15 protein-coding genes and 1 tRNA gene are annotated in these 17,326 nt (G+C 57.5%); 9 read left to right on the top strand and 7 right to left on the bottom strand.

The window, feature by feature from the left end:
• Positions 1-93: 93 nt before the first annotated feature.
• Both infC and pdeM read right to left on the bottom strand, forming a co-directional pair.
• Positions 94-615, bottom strand: a complete 522-nt coding sequence (infC, locus tag GRI41_RS14005; protein ID WP_160605759.1) for a translation initiation factor IF-3 — start codon at positions 613-615, stop codon at positions 94-96.
• A gap of 135 nt (positions 616-750) precedes the next feature.
• Complete coding sequence (gene pdeM / locus GRI41_RS14010) at positions 751-1,443, bottom strand: ligase-associated DNA damage response endonuclease PdeM (RefSeq protein WP_160605760.1); 693 nt, start codon at positions 1,441-1,443, stop codon at positions 751-753.
• Positions 1,444-1,587: 144 nt separating this feature from the next.
• Here pdeM and hemF point away from each other — a divergent pair, with 144 nt between their 5' ends.
• The 3 genes from hemF to GRI41_RS14025 all read left to right on the top strand — a co-directional run bounded on the left by hemF (position 1,588) and on the right by GRI41_RS14025 (position 6,683).
• Positions 1,588-2,445: an oxygen-dependent coproporphyrinogen oxidase gene (gene hemF / locus GRI41_RS14015; RefSeq protein ID WP_160605761.1), complete on the top strand. Its 858-nt coding sequence runs from the start codon at positions 1,588-1,590 to the stop codon at positions 2,443-2,445.
• A gap of 117 nt (positions 2,446-2,562) precedes the next feature.
• Positions 2,563-4,440, top strand: coding sequence for a M1 family metallopeptidase (locus GRI41_RS14020; protein ID WP_160605762.1), 1,878 nt, complete (start codon positions 2,563-2,565; stop codon positions 4,438-4,440).
• Positions 4,441-4,592: 152 nt separating this feature from the next.
• A complete protein-coding gene (locus GRI41_RS14025) occupies positions 4,593-6,683 on the top strand; it encodes a RelA/SpoT family protein (protein WP_160605763.1) in 2,091 nt (696 codons plus the stop codon).
• A 4-nt stretch (positions 6,684-6,687) separates the two neighbouring features.
• Here the strand turns inward: GRI41_RS14025 and GRI41_RS14030 are convergent, their stop codons facing one another.
• Positions 6,688-7,005: a DUF1905 domain-containing protein gene (locus GRI41_RS14030; protein WP_160605764.1), complete on the bottom strand. Its 318-nt coding sequence runs from the start codon at positions 7,003-7,005 to the stop codon at positions 6,688-6,690.
• Positions 6,998-8,233 carry a peptidylprolyl isomerase gene (locus GRI41_RS14035; RefSeq protein ID WP_202388821.1) on the bottom strand — a complete coding sequence of 412 codons (1,236 nt, stop codon included), beginning with the start codon at positions 8,231-8,233 and terminating at the stop codon, positions 6,998-7,000. The genes GRI41_RS14030 and GRI41_RS14035 overlap by 8 nt, the downstream gene beginning before the upstream one ends.
• Before the next feature lie 152 nt (positions 8,234-8,385).
• Here GRI41_RS14035 and GRI41_RS14040 point away from each other — a divergent pair.
• Positions 8,386-8,473, top strand: a tRNA-Ser gene (locus tag GRI41_RS14040).
• 137 nt (positions 8,474-8,610) lie between these two features.
• Here GRI41_RS14040 and GRI41_RS14045 read toward each other — a convergent pair.
• Positions 8,611-9,249: a hypothetical protein gene (locus tag GRI41_RS14045; protein WP_160605765.1), complete on the bottom strand. Its 639-nt coding sequence runs from the start codon at positions 9,247-9,249 to the stop codon at positions 8,611-8,613.
• On the opposite strand from GRI41_RS14045, the gene GRI41_RS14050 reads away from it, so the two are divergent.
• The gene (locus GRI41_RS14050; RefSeq protein ID WP_160605766.1) at positions 9,248-10,423 is read left to right on the top strand and encodes a PQQ-dependent sugar dehydrogenase; all 1,176 of its coding nucleotides are present in this window, start codon (positions 9,248-9,250) and stop codon (positions 10,421-10,423) included. The genes GRI41_RS14045 and GRI41_RS14050 overlap by 2 nt on opposite strands.
• Before the next feature lie 24 nt (positions 10,424-10,447).
• Here the strand turns inward: GRI41_RS14050 and GRI41_RS14055 are convergent, their stop codons facing one another.
• Both GRI41_RS14055 and GRI41_RS14060 read right to left on the bottom strand, forming a co-directional pair.
• A complete protein-coding gene (locus tag GRI41_RS14055) occupies positions 10,448-11,605 on the bottom strand; it encodes a hypothetical protein (protein ID WP_160605767.1) in 1,158 nt (385 codons plus the stop codon).
• Positions 11,602-12,117 carry a hypothetical protein gene (locus GRI41_RS14060; RefSeq protein ID WP_202388822.1) on the bottom strand — a complete coding sequence of 172 codons (516 nt, stop codon included), beginning with the start codon at positions 12,115-12,117 and terminating at the stop codon, positions 11,602-11,604. The genes GRI41_RS14055 and GRI41_RS14060 overlap by 4 nt, the downstream gene beginning before the upstream one ends.
• 265 nt (positions 12,118-12,382) lie before the next feature.
• Here GRI41_RS14060 and GRI41_RS14065 point away from each other — a divergent pair, with 265 nt between their 5' ends.
• The 4 genes from GRI41_RS14065 to GRI41_RS14080 are packed head-to-tail and all read left to right on the top strand — an operon-like array spanning position 12,383 to position 17,294.
• Entirely contained in the window at positions 12,383-12,889 is a 507-nt protein-coding gene (locus tag GRI41_RS14065; RefSeq protein ID WP_160605768.1) for a hypothetical protein, read from the top strand.
• Positions 12,890-12,892: 3 nt separating this feature from the next.
• A complete protein-coding gene (locus tag GRI41_RS14070; RefSeq protein WP_160605769.1) occupies positions 12,893-14,539 on the top strand; it encodes a hypothetical protein in 1,647 nt (548 codons plus the stop codon).
• Positions 14,536-15,684, top strand: coding sequence for an FHA domain-containing protein (locus GRI41_RS14075; RefSeq protein ID WP_160605770.1), 1,149 nt, complete (start codon positions 14,536-14,538; stop codon positions 15,682-15,684). The genes GRI41_RS14070 and GRI41_RS14075 overlap by 4 nt, the downstream gene beginning before the upstream one ends.
• Positions 15,681-17,294 (top strand): serine/threonine-protein kinase, encoded by a 1,614-nt coding sequence (locus GRI41_RS14080; protein ID WP_160605771.1) that lies wholly within the window; start codon positions 15,681-15,683, stop codon positions 17,292-17,294. The genes GRI41_RS14075 and GRI41_RS14080 overlap by 4 nt, the downstream gene beginning before the upstream one ends.
• Positions 17,295-17,326 lie beyond the last annotated feature (32 nt).

Genomic DNA, 17,326 nt, shown 5'->3' on the forward strand with positions numbered 1-17,326 from the left:
CCCCAGCAATGTCTATGCAACCGGGGAAGGATCGGCAAACAGAAAAGGGCGCAGCTTTCGCCGCGCCCTTTCTGAGTTTCAAATGGGTGCCGCCTATTTCGGCGCCAGCACCATCAGCATCTGGCGGCCTTCGAGGCGCGGGAATGCTTCGACTTTGGCCACTTCGGCGGTGTCATCCTGCACGCGCTTGAGCAGGTCCATGCCTAATTGCTGGTGCGCCATTTCGCGGCCGCGGAAGCGCAGGGTCATTTTGACCTTGTCGCCATTGTCGATGAATTTGAAGACATTGCGCATCTTCACGTCATAATCATGCGTGTCGATATTGGGGCGCATTTTGACTTCTTTGATGTCTTGCGTTTTCTGGCTCTTGCGCGCGGCGTTGGCCTTTTTCTGCGCTTCGAAGCGGTATTTGCCGACATCGAGAAACTTACACACCGGTGGGTCGGCATTGGGGCTGACCTCTACGAGATTCAGGCCGACATCCGCCGCCTGCTCAATCGCTTCTTTGGTGTACATAACGCCCAAGTTTTCACCTTGGTCGTCGATTACGCGAACCTTGTCGCTTTGAATGAAATTATCGTAGCGCGGACCGCTCTTGGTGGGCGGGGTGTTCATGCGCCGAGGTGGACGGGCTATGGGGTGTTCTCCTGATTGACCAATTGTTGTGCGCGTTACTTAGGAGGGAATCCCCGAGAGCGCTAGGGGAGAGAAGCGTATATTTGGGAATGGTTTCCGCCTGTGGCGCGAGTGCTACGCTGCCCTGCGCCATAGTGGAAATTGGGCGAGCTTTCCGGCTGCGGGCAACACCGCGTCGATCCGGTCGGCGGGTTGCATGGCATCGAGAATGGCTGGATCCTTTGCGTCCATGCCGCCCGTCAATGCGCCAAAGGCGGGCAGGATAATGCGGTCTCCGCCCGTTTTGCTCCGGCTGACAACAGCGCAAGGTCGCCTGATAAAGCGTTTTCTTACATGGAGTTGCAAGCGAGGGTGGTAGTGGCCGGAGAATTCGGGGCGGGTCTCGCCGCGTTTGGCTTCGTGCCGCAAAACCATCCCTGCGATTTCCAGTTCCTCTGCAATCGTGCCGCCCGCTTTCGCTCCCATATGCGGGTCGTGATTGCCGGTGATCCATACCCAGTCGACCGCCCGGGTAAGGGCCGACAGCATTCCCGCCGCATGCGGTTCAAGCCGGGCGGACCCTTCGTTGTCATGAAAATTGTCGCCCAGAGTGAACACCCGCCGCGCGCCGGTTTCGCGAATCGCTTCTGCCACCCGCTCCAGCGTTTCGCGGCTGTCATAGGGCGGCAGCATCTGTCCGTGCTTGGCGTAAAAGCTGGACTTTTCGAGATGCAGATCAGCCACGAGCAAGGCCGATTCAGCGCGCCAAAAGAGCGCGCCCGAGGTGGTGAGCGCAAATTCCTGATTGGCGAACGAAAGGGGAACCATTCGTTGGGATTGGACTCTTTACCCGGCCAGTGCAACCCCTATTCCCGGTCATCCTGAGCTTGTCGAAGGATTGCTTTTTACTTTTGGCGAAGCGTCTGTAGAGAAAGGCAGCCCTTCGACAGGCTCAGGGCGAACGGAATAATTATGACTGACCACACCAATCACACCGCCCGCGCCAAAGAATGGTTCGAGGACCTGCGCACGCAAATCACCAACGAGTTCGAAGCCATCGAACGCGAAGCCGGAAGCGATGCCAGCTTCATGTTCACCCCGTGGCAGCGCGAAGAAGAGGGCAATGCTGACCCCGGCGGCGGTGTGCAGGGCCTGATGAAAGGCAAAGTGTTCGAGAAAGTCGGCGTCAATGTTTCGACCGTTCGCGGCAATTTTGCGCCCGAATTCGCGGGGAGCATCAATGGGGCCGATGCCGAAAATCGCAGTTTTACCGCAACCGGCATCAGCCTGGTCGCGCATATGGCCAATCCGCATGTGCCCGCCGTGCATATGAACACGCGCTTCCTTACAACGGGCAAAGCGTGGTTTGGCGGCGGTGCCGATCTCAACCCGCCGATCCCGTATGAGGAAGACACCGGCGAATTTCACGCTGCTTTCCGCGCGGCCTGTGCAGCACACAATCCGACCTATTACGACAAGTTCAAGAAATGGGCGGATGACTATTTCTACATCCCGCACCGCCAATGCCATCGCGGCGTCGGCGGGATATTTTACGACCATCTTGAAGTGGCAGACGACGCTGCTTTCGAACGCAATTTCGCTTTCACCAAAGATGTCGGAAAAACCTTCCTCGAGATTTATCCCAAGCTGGTCCGGCGGCGGATGGATGCAGAATTTACCGAGGCAGACAAGCAAACGCAGCTGGAATGGCGCGGCCGCTATGCAGAGTTCAATCTGGTCTATGATCGCGGGACCCTGTTCGGCCTCAAAACCGGCGGCAATATCGATGCGATATTGATGAGCCTGCCGCCCGAAGCGGTGTGGTCGTGACGCATTTGGTTCCGGCACGCACCCACTGTACCGCTTGAACAAGGGCACTTGTTCATCGGCGATTGATCCGCCATTTGCCAATGCGATTATAGATTTTCCCGAACTCCGGAGATTCCGATGCGTTTTCTCGCTACTGCTGCTGCTGCCCTTCTTCTCGCGAGCTGTTCCTCGCCCGAAAGCGGCGATCCCGATGCGCCCAAAGTCGCGCCGATCCTGACCAGCGAAGACGCAAAAGACGACCAAACCTTTGCCGATCCCGAGAAAGCACGTGTAACGCATATCGATCTCGATCTTGCGCTCGATTTTGACGAACAGATGGTTTCGGGCAGCGCGATGCTGGACATAATCGCCGCGGCTGATGTCGATACGGTGGTGCTCGACAATGATGGCTACACGGTGGAATCGGTTACCGATGGCGAGGGAAAACCGCTCGATTATGAAGTTGGTGAGGTGGTTGAAGGCAAAGGTGCGCCGCTCAGCATTACAATGGGTGAGGCGCGCGAGATCACCATTGCCTATTCGGCAAAAGATGCAGCGGCGCTGCAATGGCTGACCCCCGAACAGACTGCTGGCGGAGAGCATCCTTATCTGCTCAGCCAGGGGCAAGCGACGCTCAACCGGACATGGATCCCCACGCAGGACAGCCCGGGAATTCGCCAGACATGGTCGGCGCGGATTACAGCGCCAGAGGAATTGACAGTGGTGATGTCGGGGCTGTCGGGCGATGAAGCAGAGACGCTTGATGATGGCCGCCGTGCTTTCAACTTCACCATGGACAAGCCGGTTGCGCCCTATCTGATCGCGATCGCGGCGGGCGACATTGTGTTTCAGGAACTCGGCCCCCGTTCGGGCGTGTGGAGCGAGCCGTCGATGATCGAAGCGGCTGCGGCCGAGCTATCCGATGTCGAGGCAATGATCGACGCGGCCGAGGCGCTTTACGGCGAATATCGCTGGGGCCGCTATGACATGATCGTTCTGCCGCCGGCATTCCCATATGGCGGGATGGAAAACCCGGTCATGACATTCCTTACGCCGACATTCATTGCGGGTGACAAATCGAATAACGGTCTGATCGCGCACGAACTGGCGCATAGCTGGTCGGGCAATCTGGTTACCAATGCCAATTGGAGCGACAGCTGGCTCAACGAAGGCGTGACGTCCTATTTCGAGAACCGGATTGTCGAGGAAATCTACGGCAAGAAACGCGCAGATCAGGAAGCCGCACTGGCCTTTGCCAATATAGAGGAAACGCTGGCGGATGTCGGTGCAGACGCGCCGGGGACTGCACTCCACCAGCCAGCCAATACCGACCCGGTGGGCAGCGCGATCATTTATGACAAAGGCGCCTATTTCCTGCGTACGGTGGAAAGCATTGTCGGGCGCGAGCGGTTCGATGCGTGGCTTCAGCAGTGGTTCGACAATCACGCATTCCAGCCTGCCACATCGGCGATGCTGCTGGCCGATATGGAGGAAAATCTGGTCAAGGATGAAGCCGAGGCTGAAAAGCTGATGCTTCGCGAATGGATTTACGAACCGGGCCTGCCGAGCAATGTCGCCAAGCCGGACCCGGCGGCGTTTGCCGAAGTCGATGCTGCGGCCAAGGCATTTTCCGATGACCGCACTCTGGACGAAAGCGAATGGGCCAAATGGACATCGGCAGAGCGTCAGCGCTTCCTTGCCAATATTCCGAAGGAAATGATGGAAGCCGAACTGGCGGGTTTGGACGAGGCACTGCGCCTGTCGGATTCGACCAACAATGAGGTGCTTTTCCTGTGGCTCGAACTGGCAATGGACAACCAGTATGAGCGGGCGGTCCCCACGGTTGACGCGTTTCTTTCGAAAGTCGGACGCCGCAAATTCGTCGCGCCGCTGTTCGAAACGCTGATGAACGAAGGTGCGTGGGGTCAAACGATCGCCAAACGCATCTACGCCAAAACCCGTCCCAGCTACCATTCGGTGACGCAGGGCACGGTTGATGGCTTGGTGCTTGGCTGATCGCGTGGGCAAGGCCGAACACTGACCCGACTGTTTTTCACCCGTCGGGCGCTGCTCGTCCGGTTGTCCTTGCAACCACACTGCGCCGCCATGTTGCGATTTAGCGCCGATTCCGCTTGCGCTTCTGGCTGCAATACGCACATTTGCCATTGATGCTGCGCCAATATGAACTTGTAGAACGGGTCCTGAGCTATGACCCGGACGCCGATGAGGCGTTGCTCAACCGTGCCTATGTCTACACGGTGCAAAAACATGGCAGCCAGCAGCGCGCCAGCGGTGATCCCTATTTCAGCCATCCGGTGGAAGTTGCCGGACTGATGACCGATTTGCAGCTTGATCAGGAAACGATCATGACCGCGCTGCTTCACGATACGGTCGAGGATACACTCGCGACGATCGAGGATATCGAAAAGAATTTTGGGCGCGAGGTTGCGCGGCTGGTCGATGGTGTGACCAAGCTGAGCAAAATCGAAGCCATGCCGGAGGATGAGCGCGCGGCGGAAAACCTGCGCAAATTCCTGCTCGCAATGTCGGAAGATATTCGGGTGCTGCTGGTCAAGCTGGCCGACCGGCTGCACAATATGCGCACGCTGCATTTCATCAAAAGCGAAGAAAAACGCCGCCGGATCGCGCGCGAGACGATGGAGATTTACGCCCCGCTGGCAGAGCGGATCGGCATGTATGAATATATGCGCGAAATGCAGCTTCTGGCCTTTGAACAGCTGGAGCCGGAAGGCTACAAGACGATCACCGGGCGGCTGGAGCAAATCCGAAAGCAGGATGGCGGGCAAGTCGATGCAATTGCGCTGGCGATCAAGCAATCGCTCGCCGAAGCGGGCCTCAATGTCGAAGTGTCCGGGCGGGAAAAGCACCCCTATTCGATCTGGAAAAAGATGGCCGAGCGGCATGTGTCCTTCGAACAGGTGACCGACATCATGGCCTTCCGCGTGATCACCAATTCGGAAGCGGATTGCTATGCGGCGCTGGGCAATCTCCACACCACTTGGCAATTCATTCCGGGAAAATTCAAAGACTACCTCTCGACTCCGAAAAACAACGGATATCGTTCGCTCCACACATCGCTGATCTATGAAAATTCGATGCGTGTAGAAGTGCAAATCCGGACTCGCGAAATGCACCAGACCAACGAATTCGGGCTGGCGGCGCATTGGGCTTACAAGCAGGGTGACCGGCCGGATGGTGCGGTTGGCTGGCTGCGCGATCTGATCGAAATCGTCGATGCCAGCCACGATGCGGAAGAGCTGCTCGAACATACGCGGATGGCGATTTATCAGGACCGGATTTTCGCTTTCACGCCCAAAGGCGCGCTCCACCAATTGCCCAAAGGCGCAACCGCGGTCGATTTTGCTTTCGCTGTTCATACCGATATCGGGACGCAAACTGTCGGCGCGAAAATCAACGGGCGCCACATGCCTTTGCGGACACCGCTCAACAATGGTGATGTGGTGGAAGTCATCAAAGGCAAGAACGCCGTTCCGCAACTGAGCTGGCTCGGCTTCGTGGTCACCGGCAAAGCGCGCGCAGCAATCCGCCGCTCTGTCCGGCAAAAGGAGCGCGACGAAGTCGCCGAAATCGGCAGCAAATTGTTTGACGAGATCGCCGCCCGCGTCCCCGCGAAGATCGGCAAGAAAGCCATCAATGCGGCGGTCAAACGGCTTGAGCTAGAGGACGCCGACGCGCTGATGTATGCGATCGGCGCGGCAAAATTCGAAGACCGCGAAATTATGGAAGCGCTGGTCCCCGGTTGCACCGCAGAGATGGAAGAAACCGAGGAATGGTCGCGACAGGAACGCGCCATTTCGATCAGGGGGCTGACGCCGGGTGTGGGTTTCCAGCTGGCCGAATGTTGCCACCCCGTGCCGGGCGACCGGATTGTCGGCTTGCGCAAGCAGGGCCAGGGCGTGGAAGTGCACGCGATCGATTGTTTCGAGCTCGCCAGCGGGATCGATGTGGACTGGCTCGACCTGTCATGGGGCAAGAAATCGAAAGGCGCGGTCGGGCGGCTGCGCGCAACTTTGTACGACCGGCCGGGGGCCCTGGCCGAAATGGCGGGAATCTTCGGCCAGAATCTGGCCAATATCCGCATGCTGACACTGTCAGAGGTAGAGCATCCCTTCGGTATCTATGAAATCGATCTGGATGTGCAGGACATTGCTCATCTGACCCGCATTCTAAGCGCGCTTAGGGCCAGCGATGCGGTGGCACAAGCGGAGCGGATTTAGCCGTTCACAGCAATTCCAATTGCAAAGCGATCTGGTCATCCTTGGCCAAATCCTCCGCGCGCATCACTTTCTTGCTGACCAGCAAGATCCATTCGCGCGATTTGTCTTGCGGAAAGACAGAGCTTTTCCATCGGGTCTCGCCGATTTGCGCAACGACTTTTACCGAACCGAAACCGCGCCGCGTGCCCATTTCCAGCTTCTCGATGCGCGCATGCATGGCAATGGTTTCGGCGTGTTCGCCTTTGATGGAGACCAGATGATAGGTTCCGCGATCACCCTCCCAACGGATAAGGGGCGTGGAGACGGTGAGCGTCTCAGTCATTCGCAGCGGGACGAATGGGAACCGGAATATTGCAGATATCCGCACCGCCGGCGGGATGGATAAAGAACGGATCGCGGCGATTGGCGCGGGCTGTGGCGTATTTGGCGAAAGTTTTGCCTTCGGTGGAGAGATATTCGAACAGCGGTTGCTCGGCCTCGGGCAAATCGCTGGCGACGCGGACCGACAGGATAGGGGTGCGCTTGCCGAATTCTTCTTCAGTGTAGAAGCCCAGCGCACCCGACCCGCGCGGCAGGCTGGAAAGATGCTCTATTCCCGAAATGATCCGCCCGACCAGCGCGATATTGCGGTCGAGATGCCGCGGCGCATGGCCGATTACGGTATAAAGCTCCGCGCCTGATCCGGTGTCAGGAGAATATCCGCGTCCGACGCCAACCATGCCGTAGCAGTGGACGGGCCAGAAGTAGCTCTCCTGGACATTTTCGTAGATGCCGATTTCCCGAGCTTTGTGGCGGGGGAGAAGTGGGTCCGGTACCGGGTTACCGTTTGCATCTTCCCAGTTCATTGCTTGCCTATTGGCGACCGGCCATCCGAGAAAAAATTCTGTCCATTCCGCAAAACTATCGCGTTCATGCCAACCTTCGGGAGCACGAGGAGTTTGGGTCCCCTCTATCGAGATCATCGCGATTCTTTCGGATTCACTCATTTCGCCTTCTGGTGTCAGACCCATCTCTGAAATGATCGCCGTGAGTGCAGCGATTTGTTCTTCCTCACTACTTGTCTCATCTAAAACCACCTCGATTTCGGTGGCTGCTGCTTCGCCCAAGCTATCGGCATCGGCTAGATAATCTCTCTCCTCCATCACCTTCAACCCTTCGGGCAGAGCCTTCGCCTCACCCTCAGCTTCGGGGTTGTCGTAATTGGGATCGCCCCATTGGACGACGTAGTTGTCCTGCACGCGGTTGACCGAAATGCCGTCATACCAATTGGCGCGGGTGAGAGTGCGGATGTTTTCCACCCAGCCTTGGCTGAAGGGCGCGGGCATCAGCTGGATGATGACTTCGCGTTCATTGCCATCGCGGTCCGGGGCGAGGGTCATGACCAGCAAATCCTCCGCAGGGATGCTGATCCATTCTTCGGCGGGTGCAGCTTCGACAATCTGGTTGGGTGACGGTGCCGCTTCCTGTTCTTTGGCGGTCTCCGCCTCTTGCGCGGTGGCAGGCAGGGACAGGGCGAGAGCGACAGCCGTCAACAGAAGTTGCCTATTCATGACCGGATAGTGCCATATTGCGGACCAAGTGCAAGGGCACTCAATTCAACTCCACCGTCATTCGCGGGGATGACGGGAGGGGAGCATTCAATGCGCCTTGCGCGGTATCCCTATCATCGCTAGAGGCGCTGCTTCGTCATTAGTGGCGATGCGGAGACGTGGCAGAGTGGTCGATCGCGCTCGCTTGGAAAGCGTGTATAGGGCAACCTATCGAGGGTTCGAATCCCTCCGTCTCCGCCATTAAACAGGGTCCCATTCGGGGCCCTTTTTAATGGCTGATATGCGAGGAGACGAGAACCATCATGGTTCGAAGACGAAGCGCGGCGAAGACGGCCAGAGCCTCCACAAGCAGCGCAGGCCAATCCCACCAAACGGTTTTAACTCACGGTCTTCGCGTTCTCACTCGGTTTCGTACCCGAGTTTGCTGCCCCGCCAGCCATTCTGGCAAAGATCCATCCACCGATACCGCCCGCAATGACTTGCGAAAGAAAGCCCATTGCCGAGCGTGCGCCGCTGATGGGGACGGTTTGGAAGACGATATACATGAGCCCCAAAGTCGCGCCGATCGCGGCGGCTCCGGCAACGGGAAAGGCATATCGCGACAGGCGGGGAAGCAAACGCTTGACCAGCGCGGCGATGAGAAAGCCGAGCAGCAGCGCGACAAGAATGATGACGAGATAGAGCCACATATTGGACACATCGAAAGCGGTCATATTGAAGCGGTCGGAAAAGCTGATTGGCACATTATGTGCGTTCATCACGAACTGCGAATTCGCCACAACCGCGACCACATAGGTGCCCAAAGCTGCCGCCAACAATGCGGCAATCCGGCGAACAAATTTCATCCCGTCTCTCCTGTTGCGGCCGAGACTAAGCGCTTCCATCGCGTGATCAAGCTTTATCGCGGCAGTGGACAAATGCACCCAGCAACCTGATAGACCGGAAAACGCAAAAGCGGGCAGAGGGGAAACCATGCGGAAAATCTCGATCATTCTTGCAACGGCATCGGTCAGCATGCTGACAGCCTCTTGTTCCAATCAGGGAGCATCCGAGGCAGGCGATAAGACCAGCCAGCTGTCGGGGCGGGTGGATGCGGCGCCCGTTAACTACACGCTGGAAACAGTTGCCGATGGCCTCGACCATCCATGGTCGATCGCTTTTCTGCCCGACGGCGATGTGTTGGTGACCCAGCGGACCGGTGCGCTTCTTCTGATCGGCAAGGACGGGTCAAAGCAAACCGTCCATGACTTCAATGATAATGGTGAATTTCCGCCGGTTCATTTCGGGGATGGCATGCAAGCCGGATTGTTCGACGTCGTCTTGCATCCCGGCTTTGAGGAGAACGGGCTGGTCTATATCTCCTATGCCGGCAAGTTTCCCGGCGGCGACAATACGCTGATGCTGATGCGCTTCACCTATTCGAATGGCGAGGGCGGCCCAAAATTGAGCAATGGCGAGCAATTGTTCACAGCGGATCCTGCCCGCCCGCAGGGCAACCATTATGGCGCGCGCATCATTTTCCTGCCCGATGGCACATTGATGATGCCGGTGGGCGATGCATTCCATTTCCGTGAAGAGGCGCAATCGCTCGACAATCATTTCGGGAAAATCGTCCGCTTGAACGATGATGGCAGCGTGCCCGAGGACAACCCGTTTGTGGGCGAAGAGGGCGCCCGGCCCGAAATATGGTCTTACGGCCACCGCAATCCGCAGGGGATTATTCTGGCCGCCGATGGCCGCGTGCTGGAGAATGAGCATGGCCCCGCCGGCGGTGATGAAATCAATCATATAAAGCGCGGCGCCAATTATGGCTGGCCCACAGTGACCTATGCGCTGGATTATTCGGGCGGGCGGGTGTCTCCGTTCGAAGCGCTGGCCGGAACCGAGCAGTCGCTGGTCCACTTCACACCATCGATCGCGCCTTCTGGCTTTGCGCAGTATTCGGGAGAGGCATTTCCCGACTGGGCAGGCGATTTGTTTGTGTCGGCGCTGGCGCTCAAACATGTGCGGCATATCGACATGAAGCCGGATGGTTCATTGGGGTCGCAGCAAGAGCTTTTCGGGGAACTTGATGTGCGTTTCAGGGATGTCCGGTCGGGCCCCGACGGATTCCTCTATCTTCTGACCGAAGAACCCGATTCGGCGAGCAGAATTCTGCGGGTGAAGCCAAAAGTTACAGGCGAAGGGTGACCAGCGCCGCCTGAGTCCGGAAAGTCAGTCGATCCCGGTCACGCTGATCGATCGTGGCAGATCCTCCGCGCTTTTGTGCAGGTTGAGCAATTGCTGCACGATTGCGACAACTTGCATGGAGCGCGCGGCGATGACTTCATCTTCGGTACATTGATTGCCGGCGGGTTCGGGTATGAAATAGCGCACGCCGCGAAACTTGGTGGCGACCAATGCCCGGCCGCTTCCGTCCTCTACCGTGAGGATAGGGCGAAATTGCCGGACCGGAACGGGGCATTCATCGTTGAGGAAAGGCAGATTATAGGCATGCCTGCTTTTGGCCTCGCGAAAATACTCGCCTAGGAAGTAGATCATACCCTGCGTTGATCGGAATCTGGGTACTAGCGTGGCGCCGTTCAGCGATGGGTCCACAGCTTCGCCGCAGCGGGCTTCGTCCAGCCGGTTGATAACCACCGAACTGCTCGACCCGGTCAGGTAAAGTGTATCCTCTGACAAGGCCACGCTGTCTTTCTCGAGCAGGGCCAGAAAACCGGTAATTTCCTTACGTCGGGCGTCGGCATCGTCCTTGCCGTCTAGGTCAATAAGATCGGCGAAACCGGCCAGTGGCCGGGAGGATGCCGTGGCTTTGGTGGTCAGTTCGAAATTGCACAGAAACTTGGCAAAGCGCGTGTTATTGCCCGGTTCATTGTCGATATGGTCTGCCCGCGTAAGCCGTTTCTGGTCGGAATAGACATCGACCCGCTCTACCAGCAGCGCCAGAATTAATTCGTCCGGCCATCCTGCTTCCAGATAAGCGGCAACGGTTTCCGCCGCGATGGGTTGCTGGATTCCGCGCTGGAACTTTTCCGTCCCAAGCACCGAAGCCTTATAGCTGGGCGAGGTCTGCACGCCCAGGCTGCTTCCGGGATCGTGCGAGTTGGGCCCTTGCGCCAGTGTCAGATCAAGGCCCAGCCCCGTGCTGAACTGCGCGTTGCCATTGATCTCGCCAATGGTGGTGAAGTGCAGCGGAAAGCGCTGGCTTGCCCGGACAATGTTGAGCAAAGTCAGCTCGTCCTCGGCCTCCGCCACCATTTGGTTCTGGTTGACCGCAACTTGCCGCAGCTGCGGGCCGAATGCGCAGCCTTGCAACATACCGGCAGCGGCAACCGCCGCCACCAGTTGTTTGCCCAGATGCCGGCCGATCAAGCCCCGATGCCTTCCACGCCAAAGTCGCGGCGGGCGGAAACAATGGTCACGACCATCCCGGCCAATGCATCGAGCAACACGATCATCGTGATGATGAAGAAAGTCGATGTGGCGAAGCTTTCAAAGATCATGAATTCGATCACGCAGAGGATGAACAGGAACATCGAAAGCATGTGATTGATGATTCCGGTCGATGCTGTGCTGGTCGCTTTGATGACTTCGATGAACAGGAAGATCACCGCAAAGACGATCAGCAAATCCCCCCAGCCAAGCTCCAGATTGACCCCCGAAATCATCGGCAAAGTCAGCGCTGTGGCATCGACCAGTTGCAACATGGCTGGCGGCCCACCCTCTACCGAAGTACCCGCTGACATCGCGATGAAATTGTAGACCAGCACCGGAATCGCAAGAAATGGAAAAATGTCAGAAAAAATTCTGAGCCGTTTTCCGCCACTTCCGCGCCTAGACTTGGTGAGGGCTTCGATGTCCTTGGAAGATAGAGGGGTGGCCATAGATCAATTCCTAGAGGTATGAAGTAAGCAATCTGCTGAACCATATTGACAGCGAAAAAGAAATAATCAAGGTCGCAAAAAGACACTTTTAATAAGTGTATTCAAATGGTTACACGACTATTTGGAGCGATTGGTTATGGCCGAAAAGGAATAGTTAAGTCGATTCGAATCGAGGGAAAATATGCAAGAAACAGAGCAGGCTATTAATACAGCTCGTGAGGGAGTTCAGTCAGCTATTGACCAAATCCCGCCCGATGCCTGGCCGATGATTGATATCGCTTTCAAGATCACAATCGTTCTTGCAGTTGTCTGGCTGCTTCTTTCACTGGTCGCGTGGTGGCGCCGCCGCGCATATAATCTGACGGTCGCCTCTACTGCGAAGCGCAACAAGAAGGCGCAGCCCGACTTCCTCAATGTCGACAAGAAAGCGCGCGACGCTGCGATCAAGCGCGGCGAAGCGCATGAGGAAATGCTCGAAGACCGCGAGCGGGAAGAGGAAATTGCGGCAATGAAGGCCGCGAAAGGGCCGATCACCTGGGCCAAACGGATCAGCTCTGCGGCATCGCTGATCATGTCGATCTTCACGCTGGGCACCGGAATCAGCGGTGTGGTGCTGAATGTCGGGCGGATGGGAGATTATCTGAAAGAGGGTACTTCCGGCGGGCGGCTGCAATATCTGCTCCAGGAACACACAATCGGTGTGATCGTCGCGCTCGTGATCATCGTCATTCACATCTATTTTTACTTCAGCAAAAAGAAATGGGAGGCGTGAGCCATGGAAAGTAACGCTCTGGTTCTGTCCGATCCGAACGTCCTTGCCGAATATGCGCGGGAATCTCAGTTCAAGACATTCTTTGAGAAGCGCTTCGCCGCGCCGCCCGATCTTGCGGCCTTGCTGTTTCGCGACGGCGCGCTGATCAATGCCTATAAAGGCACCCAGTTCACCGTTGGCGGGCTATGGGAGAATATCAAAGGCGTAATCGGCGGGTCGCATCATTATGCGATCATGCTGGCCGATCTGAAGCCGTTTCAGGTCAAATTCCCCATTCGCGCGATTTCGAAAGACAAGGTCGAGATTGCCGGTGTTGCGACGCTGGAACTGCAACTTGATCCGGACAATCCGGGCAATATTCTGGGTTTGATGCGCGGCATCAGCCGCCAGAATCCGGACGAGGATAGCGGTGAGCCATCCAATGTCGGGCGCAAGGCGCTGTCGGTCTATGATGTACAGCAGCGTCTCGAGCCGCAATTTGAAGATCGTATCTTCGAACATGTGATCGGCCGGCACAATGCTGATGAAATCCGCGGTAATCGCGGAATGCAGGATCAAATTCAGGCCGACATGATGACCGAAGCAGAGCGGATCGCGGGCGATATCGGCCTGATGGTGCGCAACGGTTCGATCACTTTCGCCATGAATGATGCCGAACGGCAGGAATTCGAGAAAGCGCGGATCGAGCGTGAGCAGGCGGCAATGGATCACCAGCTCGAACTGCTCAAACGCGAAGTCGAGCGGCAGACTGAGTCGACCGAAGTCAAAATCCAGTCGAACACCGATGTCGCCAAGCTCCAGCGAGCGAGCGAGGACGAGCTGAAGCATATGGTGCTCGAAAGCGAGGTTTCCTTTGTTGATGCCCGCGAAGCAGCGGCGCGCCGGCAGGAAGCCGAAGCGCTAGAACACCAGATTGTCATTCTGGGTAAGGAACGCGCGGCCAAATTCGCGATGGCGCTGGAAGACGAGGATCACGGTTTCGATGTGGCCAAGGCGAAGGAGCGGACGCGCGCGTTCACACGCGATACCGAACTGCTCGAAACCAAACACAATATTGAGCTTAACAAACTGCGAACTGCAGCAGGAATTGAGACCAAGGAAGCCGTCTCGCTTTCCGATATTAAAATCGATGATGCGCAAGTTTCGTCCAAGCAAAACCAGACGGAACGCTGGAACGAAATTGCGAACAAAAATCTAGAAAAACTGACCGATGATGAATTGCGCAAGAAAGATGCCGAATCTAATCGCAAGATCGCTGAGGGCAGAGCGGAAGCCGACGCGCGCGTAGCCCAGATGGCGGCAGCTGCCGGCATGAGCGCTGAGCAGATCGGTGCGATCACATCCAGCTTTAGTCCAGAGGCAGCACAAGCTGCTATCGCTCAGGCGCAAGCGCGCGCGGCGAGCGGTGAGAAAATGACCGCAATTATTCGCGAACTCACTGCCGAGAGCCGCGAGCATGAGCATCGCATGCTCGAAACCGGGATGAAAGGCGCGAGCGGCGTCGCGGCCGGTGCTGGCGGGAAGGGCAAACCCGCCGAGTCCGGGGATGCGGCAGGGTCCGCTACCAAGGTCGAATGCACCCAATGCGGCAAGGTGTTGGGGGCGAAGGACAAATTCTGCACCGCCTGCGGCCACCGGATGCGTACATGAAGAAACGGCTGCGTTCACCCAAGCCCTGCTGCCGCGAAACCATTGCGGCGGACCGCGATGCGATGTGGTGCGGCAGCTGCGGCCAGCCCACCGTGCGCTGCATGGGTTTTTCCGAATGCGGCGGTCTGGTCGGTGCCGATGGACAATGTTCTGTTTGCGTAGAGCCGCATCTTATCATCGTACCGGGCGCAACAATGCATGCCCCGGTCGGCGGTTCGGTGGCGTTGCCGTTCGAACTGATGAACGGAGCTTCCAGCGATCGCCCGATTTTTATCACCGGTCTATGGAGCCGCGAAAAGGGCGATTGGCGCGAAGAGCGTTTGAGCTGGGAAGAGCTGGGCCAGGGAGAACGGTCGCCCGCATCGGTCATCGCGCGCGAAATTGACAAGCCCGGGCTGCATGAAATCGAGATCATGTTCGCGGTGGCGACGCGGTACAAGCAGCGCGAGGAACGCTTCGCATTTTCGAGCCGGATTTTGCTGACGGTTCAGGGAGAGGGCAGCCAAGCTGGCCCGACGATCCAGATCAGCAGCGAAAACGAGATGAACGGCAACGTCATCCAGATCCATGACAACACTTCGGGCGATGGTAGCGGCAGCGGCAAAGTGATCGAAGCGATCGACCTCAATGTCAGCCGGCTCGATCTGGAAGAACAACGCCTCGGTCTGCGCGGGATGGAGTCTGGGTTGCGCGTGCGGCGGTCCGCCTTGTTCGAATTTTCCGGCTTCCCGGCGGAAGACCATGTCCCCGACGGGCAGCCGATCATGACGCCGGACGGGTTGCTCGCATTCGGGCGCGAACGCGCGCGCGAAACAGGCGGGGGTAGCGACGTCCGCTTGCTGGCGGTGAATGCCGACGGTTCGCTCGACCGTGAATTGTCGCTGACGATTTCGCGCAGGCATTTCGATGTGTTCATCGAGAATGATTGTCTTTGCTTGCGGGTGCGCGGGCGGAACAAGCTGCTCGTCAATGGCGAGACGTTGAAAATGGAAGAGCGCATCGTTCTGGATGACGGGGACCGGATCATGCCGCTGATCGATCATCCGTCAATGCTGGTGATCACCGTTGCGTTCAGGCGCGAACACAACCGTGTCAGCACCGTGCATTTTTACCGAGAACCTGCCTCGGAGGGTACCGGGCAATGATTACTTGCAACAATTGCCAATCTGAAAATCCGGAAGGTTCATCCTTCTGCGCGAGCTGCGGCAAGCCGTTGAAGGAACAGGTTGCGCCGCCACTGGGGGACGATCTCGCCTCGGCGCAGACGGTTAGTCCGTATGAAACAATCGGCAGAAAAACCAAGAAGGCGGATCCCCAGCTGGATTATGCCGAGGGCGACGTTTTCGGCGGCCGCTACACCGTCAATTCGCTGATCGGGCGGGGCGGCATGGGTGTGGTTTACCGCGCCACTGACCGGCACGGCGAGCGTGATGTCGCGCTCAAACTGATCCGCCCCGATGTTCTTGCCGGCGAGGAATCGGTCAAACGGCTGATATCCGAAGGGGTCACCACGCAGGACCTTTCGCACGACAATATTGTGCGCGTGTACAATGTCGATGAGGCCGACGGCCTACCCTATGTCGCGATGGAATTTGTTGAGGGGACCACGCTGGCCGAATGGCATCGTACGCGTATTGCCGCGCGCGAACAAGTGCCGACGCATGTTGTTGGCCGGATCATCATGGAAGTGCTGGCCGGGCTGGAAGTTGCGCATGATGCGGGCATTATCCACCGCGATCTGAAGCCGCAGAATATCATTCTGACGGCCGAACCGGACGAGAAAAACGCGCCGCTCAAAATCCTCGATTTCGGTATCGCCCGCGCTGCGGATGCGGAGGAATCGCTCGCCGGAACAACCATGGGTACGCCGGGCTATATGGCGCCCGAACAGCGCACCGATCCCGATCTGGTTGACGGATCAGCCGACCTGTTTGCGCTGTCGAAGATATTCTACAAATTGCTGATGGACGCGTTGCCCGATGGAATGTGGCAACCTCCTTCGTCAAGCCGCAGCGATGTGCCGGTGCCGGTGGACGAACTGATCCTTGCAGGCATTTCGGTCAACCGGCAGGGACGCCCGCAAACCGTTGGCGAATACCGCGAGCGTTTGGTCGCGGCGATGAACAATCGCAGATGGGGAGGGCCGACACCTGCACCCGGCCCTGGTCCGAGACCCGTCCCTCCGTCACCCCCGGGCCCAATAGATAATGGTCCGAAGGGTTTCGAAGAGTTCGTGAAGGTAAACCAGAAACCTATTGGTATTGGCTGCGGATCGTTGCTGGTACTGGTCTTTCTGGCGGCGCTTATCGATTCCTGCGACCCGGGATATGAATCCGGATATTACGAGGACGAGAACAGTTTTCTCGATTCAGATATCGACGCAATGGACGATGCAGCCGATGCGATGGAAGAAGCAGCGGTAGAGGCAGCATCGCCCGCATACTCGGTTTACAATGGCAGCTGGTACCCCGAGTCCGGTGGCCAGCCCTTGTCGATTTCACTCAGTCCGGATGGCATTTCTAACCAGCAATGGATCACTAGCAGCGGCACAAGCGGGGACCGCTGGGAATATGTTCTGGACTTCGGGGGAAAGTATCTGTTCCGCAACGATCTGCTCGACGTCAATAACAAGGTGGTTTTCACCAATGAATTCCGTCTGGAATCGGACGGAAGCCACGTCACGCTGACCGAACGTTACCCCAATGGCACATCGGTCCGCGCCGAGCGATATCACATCAATCACACACCAGAATAGAGGCCCGGGGCAGGCTAACCCGCCCGGCCAAA

Origin of the sequence: Pontixanthobacter aquaemixtae, from assembly GCF_009827395.1 — a bacterium.
GTDB classification, from domain to species: domain Bacteria; phylum Pseudomonadota; class Alphaproteobacteria; order Sphingomonadales; family Sphingomonadaceae; genus Pontixanthobacter; species Pontixanthobacter aquaemixtae.

What these genes read in the sequence shown, in the direction of transcription:
- infC (WP_160605759.1), bottom strand. Translation starts at nt 615, where the DNA reads ATGAACACCCCGCCCACCAAGAGCGGTCCGCGCTACGATAATTTCATT.
- pdeM (WP_160605760.1), bottom strand. Translation starts at nt 1,443, where the DNA reads ATGGTTCCCCTTTCGTTCGCCAATCAGGAATTTGCGCTCACCACCTCG.
- hemF (WP_160605761.1), top strand. Translation starts at nt 1,588, where the DNA reads ATGACTGACCACACCAATCACACCGCCCGCGCCAAAGAATGGTTCGAG.
- GRI41_RS14020 (WP_160605762.1), top strand. Translation starts at nt 2,563, where the DNA reads ATGCGTTTTCTCGCTACTGCTGCTGCTGCCCTTCTTCTCGCGAGCTGT.
- GRI41_RS14025 (WP_160605763.1), top strand. Translation starts at nt 4,593, where the DNA reads ATGCTGCGCCAATATGAACTTGTAGAACGGGTCCTGAGCTATGACCCG.
- GRI41_RS14030 (WP_160605764.1), bottom strand. Translation starts at nt 7,005, where the DNA reads ATGACTGAGACGCTCACCGTCTCCACGCCCCTTATCCGTTGGGAGGGT.
- GRI41_RS14035 (WP_202388821.1), bottom strand. Translation starts at nt 8,233, where the DNA reads ATGAATAGGCAACTTCTGTTGACGGCTGTCGCTCTCGCCCTGTCCCTG.
- GRI41_RS14050 (WP_160605766.1), top strand. Translation starts at nt 9,248, where the DNA reads ATGCTGACAGCCTCTTGTTCCAATCAGGGAGCATCCGAGGCAGGCGAT.
- GRI41_RS14045 (WP_160605765.1), bottom strand. Translation starts at nt 9,249, where the DNA reads ATGCTGACCGATGCCGTTGCAAGAATGATCGAGATTTTCCGCATGGTT.
- GRI41_RS14060 (WP_202388822.1), bottom strand. Translation starts at nt 12,117, where the DNA reads ATGGCCACCCCTCTATCTTCCAAGGACATCGAAGCCCTCACCAAGTCT.
- GRI41_RS14065 (WP_160605768.1), top strand. Translation starts at nt 12,383, where the DNA reads ATGATTGATATCGCTTTCAAGATCACAATCGTTCTTGCAGTTGTCTGG.
- GRI41_RS14070 (WP_160605769.1), top strand. Translation starts at nt 12,893, where the DNA reads ATGGAAAGTAACGCTCTGGTTCTGTCCGATCCGAACGTCCTTGCCGAA.
- GRI41_RS14075 (WP_160605770.1), top strand. Translation starts at nt 14,536, where the DNA reads ATGAAGAAACGGCTGCGTTCACCCAAGCCCTGCTGCCGCGAAACCATT.
- GRI41_RS14080 (WP_160605771.1), top strand. Translation starts at nt 15,681, where the DNA reads ATGATTACTTGCAACAATTGCCAATCTGAAAATCCGGAAGGTTCATCC.